The organism is Aeromicrobium sp. Leaf272, assembly GCF_001422865.1.
Classification (GTDB): Bacteria; Actinomycetota; Actinomycetes; order Propionibacteriales; family Nocardioidaceae; genus Aeromicrobium.
The window spans coordinates 119,791-123,993 of record NZ_LMMY01000009.1 but is presented as its reverse complement, the minus strand read 5'-3'; the positions used below and the strand labels follow the sequence as shown (position 1 = coordinate 123,993).

The 4,203-nt window shown below is 74.3% G+C and carries 6 protein-coding genes; 4 read left to right on the top strand and 2 right to left on the bottom strand.

Going from position 1 to position 4,203, the window contains the following annotated elements:
* The first annotated feature begins 103 nt into the window (after positions 1-103).
* A complete protein-coding gene (locus tag ASF38_RS02125; RefSeq protein ID WP_055964001.1) occupies positions 104-370 on the top strand; it encodes a DUF4229 domain-containing protein in 267 nt (88 codons plus the stop codon).
* Positions 351-1,451 (top strand): PLP-dependent cysteine synthase family protein, encoded by a 1,101-nt coding sequence (locus ASF38_RS02120; RefSeq protein WP_056555984.1) that lies wholly within the window; start codon positions 351-353, stop codon positions 1,449-1,451. Before ASF38_RS02125 ends, ASF38_RS02120 begins: the two co-directional genes overlap by 20 nt.
* On the opposite strand, the gene ASF38_RS02115 is transcribed toward ASF38_RS02120, so the two are convergent.
* Both ASF38_RS02115 and ASF38_RS02110 read right to left on the bottom strand, forming a co-directional pair.
* Positions 1,444-1,992 carry a metallophosphoesterase family protein gene (locus ASF38_RS02115; RefSeq protein WP_235497350.1) on the bottom strand — a complete coding sequence of 183 codons (549 nt, stop codon included), beginning with the start codon at positions 1,990-1,992 and terminating at the stop codon, positions 1,444-1,446. The two genes, ASF38_RS02120 and ASF38_RS02115, sit on opposite strands and share 8 nt — an antisense overlap.
* A complete protein-coding gene (locus ASF38_RS02110; RefSeq protein ID WP_055964010.1) occupies positions 1,989-2,879 on the bottom strand; it encodes a 1,4-dihydroxy-2-naphthoate polyprenyltransferase in 891 nt (296 codons plus the stop codon). The genes ASF38_RS02115 and ASF38_RS02110 overlap by 4 nt, the downstream gene beginning before the upstream one ends.
* Positions 2,880-2,989: 110 nt before the next feature.
* Here ASF38_RS02110 and ASF38_RS02105 point away from each other — a divergent pair, with 110 nt between their 5' ends.
* Together ASF38_RS02105 and ASF38_RS02100 are read left to right on the top strand one after the other, a co-directional pair.
* Positions 2,990-3,193, top strand: a complete 204-nt coding sequence (locus tag ASF38_RS02105) for a hypothetical protein (protein WP_055964012.1) — start codon at positions 2,990-2,992, stop codon at positions 3,191-3,193.
* A gap of 29 nt (positions 3,194-3,222) precedes the next feature.
* Positions 3,223-4,203: AMP-binding protein (locus ASF38_RS02100; protein WP_200914371.1), on the top strand; the 981-nt coding region annotated here is incomplete at its 3' end.

Here is a 4,203-nt window from a genome sequence, read left to right as displayed (position 1 = left end):
CGACGGCCGGGCCGCGCGACGGTCGACCACCCCGGCCCCGCCGTCGAGGGCGTGAGCGCGGGCGAGCGACCTGCCTCGACGCGTCGACCGATAACCTCGGGGCATGAAGGCCTTCTGGAGGTACACGCTCGCCCGGCTCAGCGTCCTGGCCGTCACCTACCTGCTCCTGTGGGGCGTGGGCCAGTTCTTCCTGGAGTTCGACGAGCTGACGAACCTGCTCGTCCTCCTCGCCGCCATGATCATCTCCTCGATCATCTCGATCTTCCTGCTCGCCGGGATGCGCGAGGACCTCGCCGCGAACGTGCAGCAGCGGGCCGAGCGCATGTCGTCGCGCATCGAGGAGTCGCGCAGTGCCGAAGACGTCGACTGAGACCCGCGCCTGGATCGACGAGGCGATCCGCCGCGTCGAGGCCGACGCCAACCGCAGCGCCGACACCCACCTGCACGCGGTGCCCGTCGCCACGCCCGACGTCGACCTGTACCTGAAGGACGAGTCGGTCCACCCCACCGGCAGCCTCAAGCACCGCCTCGCCCGCTCGCTCTTCCTGCACGCCCTCTGCAACGGCTGGATCGGTCCGCACTCCACGATCGTCGAGGCGTCCAGCGGGTCCACCGCCGTCAGCGAGGCGTACTTCGCCCGGCTCGTCGGCCTGCCGTTCGTGGCCGTCATGCCGGCCGCCACGAGCACCGAGAAGGTCGCGCTCATCGAGTGGCACGGGGGTCGCTGCCACTTCGTGCAGAACGCCGCCGACGTGTACGACGAGGCCCGCCGCGTGGCCGCCGACTGCGGTGGCCACTACATGGACCAGTTCACCTACGCCGAGCGAGCCACCGACTGGCGGGGCAACAACAACATCGCCGAGTCGATCTTCGAGCAGATGTCGGCCGAGCGTCATCCCGTCCCCACCTGGGTCGTGGTCAGCGCCGGCACGGGCGGCACGTCGGCCACGATCGGCCGCTACCTGCGCTACCGCCGCCACCCCACGTCGTTGCTGGTGGCCGATCCCGAGAACTCCGCGTTCCTCGACGGCTGGGCGCAGGACACCTCCGACGTGGTCACGGGCGCCTCGTCGCGCATCGAGGGCATCGGCCGGCCGCGCGTGGAGCCGTCGTTCGTCGGCGGCGTCATCGACGACATGCTCCGCGTCCCCGACGCCGCCTCCATCGCCACGATGCGCTGGACGAGCGACCGGCTCGGACGACTCGTGGGCGGCTCCACCGGCACCAACGTGTGGGCGTCGCTGACCCTTGCCACCCGCATGCACCGGGCAGGGGAGCAGGGCAGCATCGTCACGCTGCTGTGCGACGCGGGGGAGCGCTACCTCAGCTCGTACTACGACGACGCGTGGCTGGCCGAGCGCGGCATCGACCTCGCGCCGTTCTCGGCGATGCTCGAGGAGTACGACGCGACCGGCTCCCTGCCGGTGCCGAACGACCGTGGGGTCAGCTGACCTCGACGAGCGTCCACGACTCGACGCGACCGTCGGCGAGCACGAGGTGGCCCAGCGTGCCGTGCGGCTGGCGTCGCTTGTCGGTGGGCGAGCCGGGGTTGAGGATCCGCAGGCCGTCGTCGGGGTCCTCGCTCGTCTCGTCCCACGGGATGTGGGAGTGGCCGAACACGACCACGTCGGCGTCGGGGAAGCGCCGACGCATGCGCCGCACACGGCCCTGCTTGGCGCCGGCGTCGTGGATCATCGCCACGCGCACGCCGGCGAGCTCGAGCTCGAGGGTCTCCGGTGCGCCCCACGCAGCCACGTCGGCGCCGTCGTTGTTGCCCAGGACCACGTGGACGGGCGCGAGCGCGGCCAGCTCGTCGAGCACCGACGGCACGCACACGTCGCCGGCGTGCAGCACCAGGTCGACGCCGCGCAGCTCCTCGGCGACGCGCTCGGGCAGGCCCTTCCAGAACCGCGGCGCGTGGGTGTCGGAGACGACTCCGACGCGGAGCCGGCGGGGGTGCCGGGCCGTGGGCGGCATATCGGCCGAGCTCACCGGCCCAGCACGAGGCCGAGCGCCAGTCCGGCCGACCACAGCAGCTCGGCGATGCCGGTCGTCTTGAGGACGGGGACGAGGGCCGGGCCCACGGCCCCGCCGACGACCGCGCGCACGGCGGGGACGACGGGGAGCAGCCCCGGCAGCGCCAGCAGGGCCCACGGGGTGGCGCCGACGGCGATCGCGACGGCCGCTGCCGCGGCGACCACCACGAGCGCGACGTAGAAGGTGCGCGAGCGGGCGTCGCCGAGCACGACGGCGAGCGTGCGCTTGCCGGCCTCGACGTCGGTGGGGATGTCGCGCAGGTTGTTGGCCACGAGGATCGCGCAGGCGAGTGCGCCGACGCCGACGGCAGCCGCCCATGCCTCCCAGGGCAGCGCCTCGACCTGCACGTACACGGTGCCGAGCACGGCCACGAGCCCGAAGAACAGGAACACGCTCACCTCGCCGAGGGCCCGGTAGCCGTAGGGGTTCGAGCCGCCGGTGTAGGTCCACGCGGCCCCGAGCGCAGCGACGCCCACGAGCAGCAGCCACCACGTGGTGGTGGCGGCGAGGGCGAGGCCGAGGAGCGCGCCGAGGCCGAGGAAGCCGAGGGCCGCGGCCTTGACCGCGGCCGGCGACGCGAGCCCCGACCCGACCAGGCGCAGGGGGCCGACGCGGTCGTCGTCGGTGCCGCGCACCCCGTCGGAGTAGTCGTTGGCGTAGTTCACGCCGATCTGCAGGGCCAGCGAGACCCCGAGGGCGAGCAGCGCCTTGGCCCAGACCACGTCGTCGACGAACGCGGCCACGCCCGTCCCGGCGAGCACGGGCGCCACGGCGGCGGGGAGGGTGCGGGGACGGGCCCCCTCGACCCACTGCGAGAGGGTCGCGCTGCTGCTGTCGGTCACCGTGCTCCTTCGTCCGGGGGTCCCTCGGCCCGGGGCTCCTCCGGTCGAGGGCTCTCCGCGCGGGCTCCGCAAGGTTCAGCCGTCAGTCTGCCAGCGCCTACGCTGGGCGCATGAAGCAGCCGCCGTTCCCGTTCGTGCTCGTGGGGCTGACCGGTCTGTTCGTGTGGCTCGCGGTCACGACGGCCGGTGGCTGGCTGCCGATCGCCGCGGGGTTCGGGGCGCTGCTCACCGGAGCGGCGGCGCTGTACCAGTCCCGTCCGGTGCGCGAGCCCGGTGACCCGATCACCGACGACGACCTGGGGACGGAGCCCTGACCGGAGCGGGCCCGGCGTCGCTGCGCCCGGTGGCGGGGCCGGCGCGTGAGGTCCTGGAGCTGCTCCGGCCGTGGGTCGACGGCGTCGACACCGCCCCCCTCGTCGTGCGCACGTCGGGGAGCACGGGCGAGCCCAAGGACGTGCGGCTGTCGCGCGACGCGGTGCTGGCGTCCGCCACCGCCAGCGCCGCGCGTCTCGGTGGGCCGGGCCAGTGGCTCCTGGCCCTGCCGGTCACCGGCGTGGGTGGCCTGCAGGTGCTGGTGCGGTCCTTGCTCGCGGGAGCCGAGCCGGTGCTGCTCGACGAGCACGCCGACCTGGAGCAGGCCGTGGCGGCGATGCGGCCACCGACGGCGGCACCCCGGCGGTACGCCTCGCTGGTCCCGACCCAGCTGCACCGGCTGGCGCAGGCCGGACGACTCGACGTGGTCGCGTCGCTCGACGCCGTCCTCGTCGGCGGCGCTGCCGTCGACCCCGCCCTGCTGGAGCGCTCGCGCGAGGCGGGTGTGCGGGTGGTGCGGACCTACGGCATGAGCGAGACGAGCGGCGGCTGCGTGTACGACGGCGTCCCGCTCGACGGCGTGGACCTGCGCATCGTCGAGCCCGTCGACGGCGTGGGGCGCGTCCAGGTGTCGGGCCCGGTGCTGTTCGACGGCTACGGCGACGAGCCTCGGGTCGGTGCGTGGTTCGACACGGCCGACCTCGGCCGGGTCGACGACGGTGTGCTGAGCGTGGTGGGTCGCGCCGACGACGTGGTGGTCAGTGGCGGGGTCAACGTGCCGCTGCCCGCCGTCGAGCGGGCGCTGCGCGAGGTGCCCGAGGTGCACGACGCGGCGGTCGCCGGTGTGCCCGACGACGAGTGGGGCACGCGCGTCGTCGCCGTGGTGGTGCCGGCCGACGCCACGTGCCTCGACGGCGTGCGGGCCGAGCGCCTGCGCGACGCCCTGGAGGATGCCGGTCTGCCCCGGGCGTGGGGGCCGCGCGACGTCGTGCTCGTCGACGCGGTGCCGCTC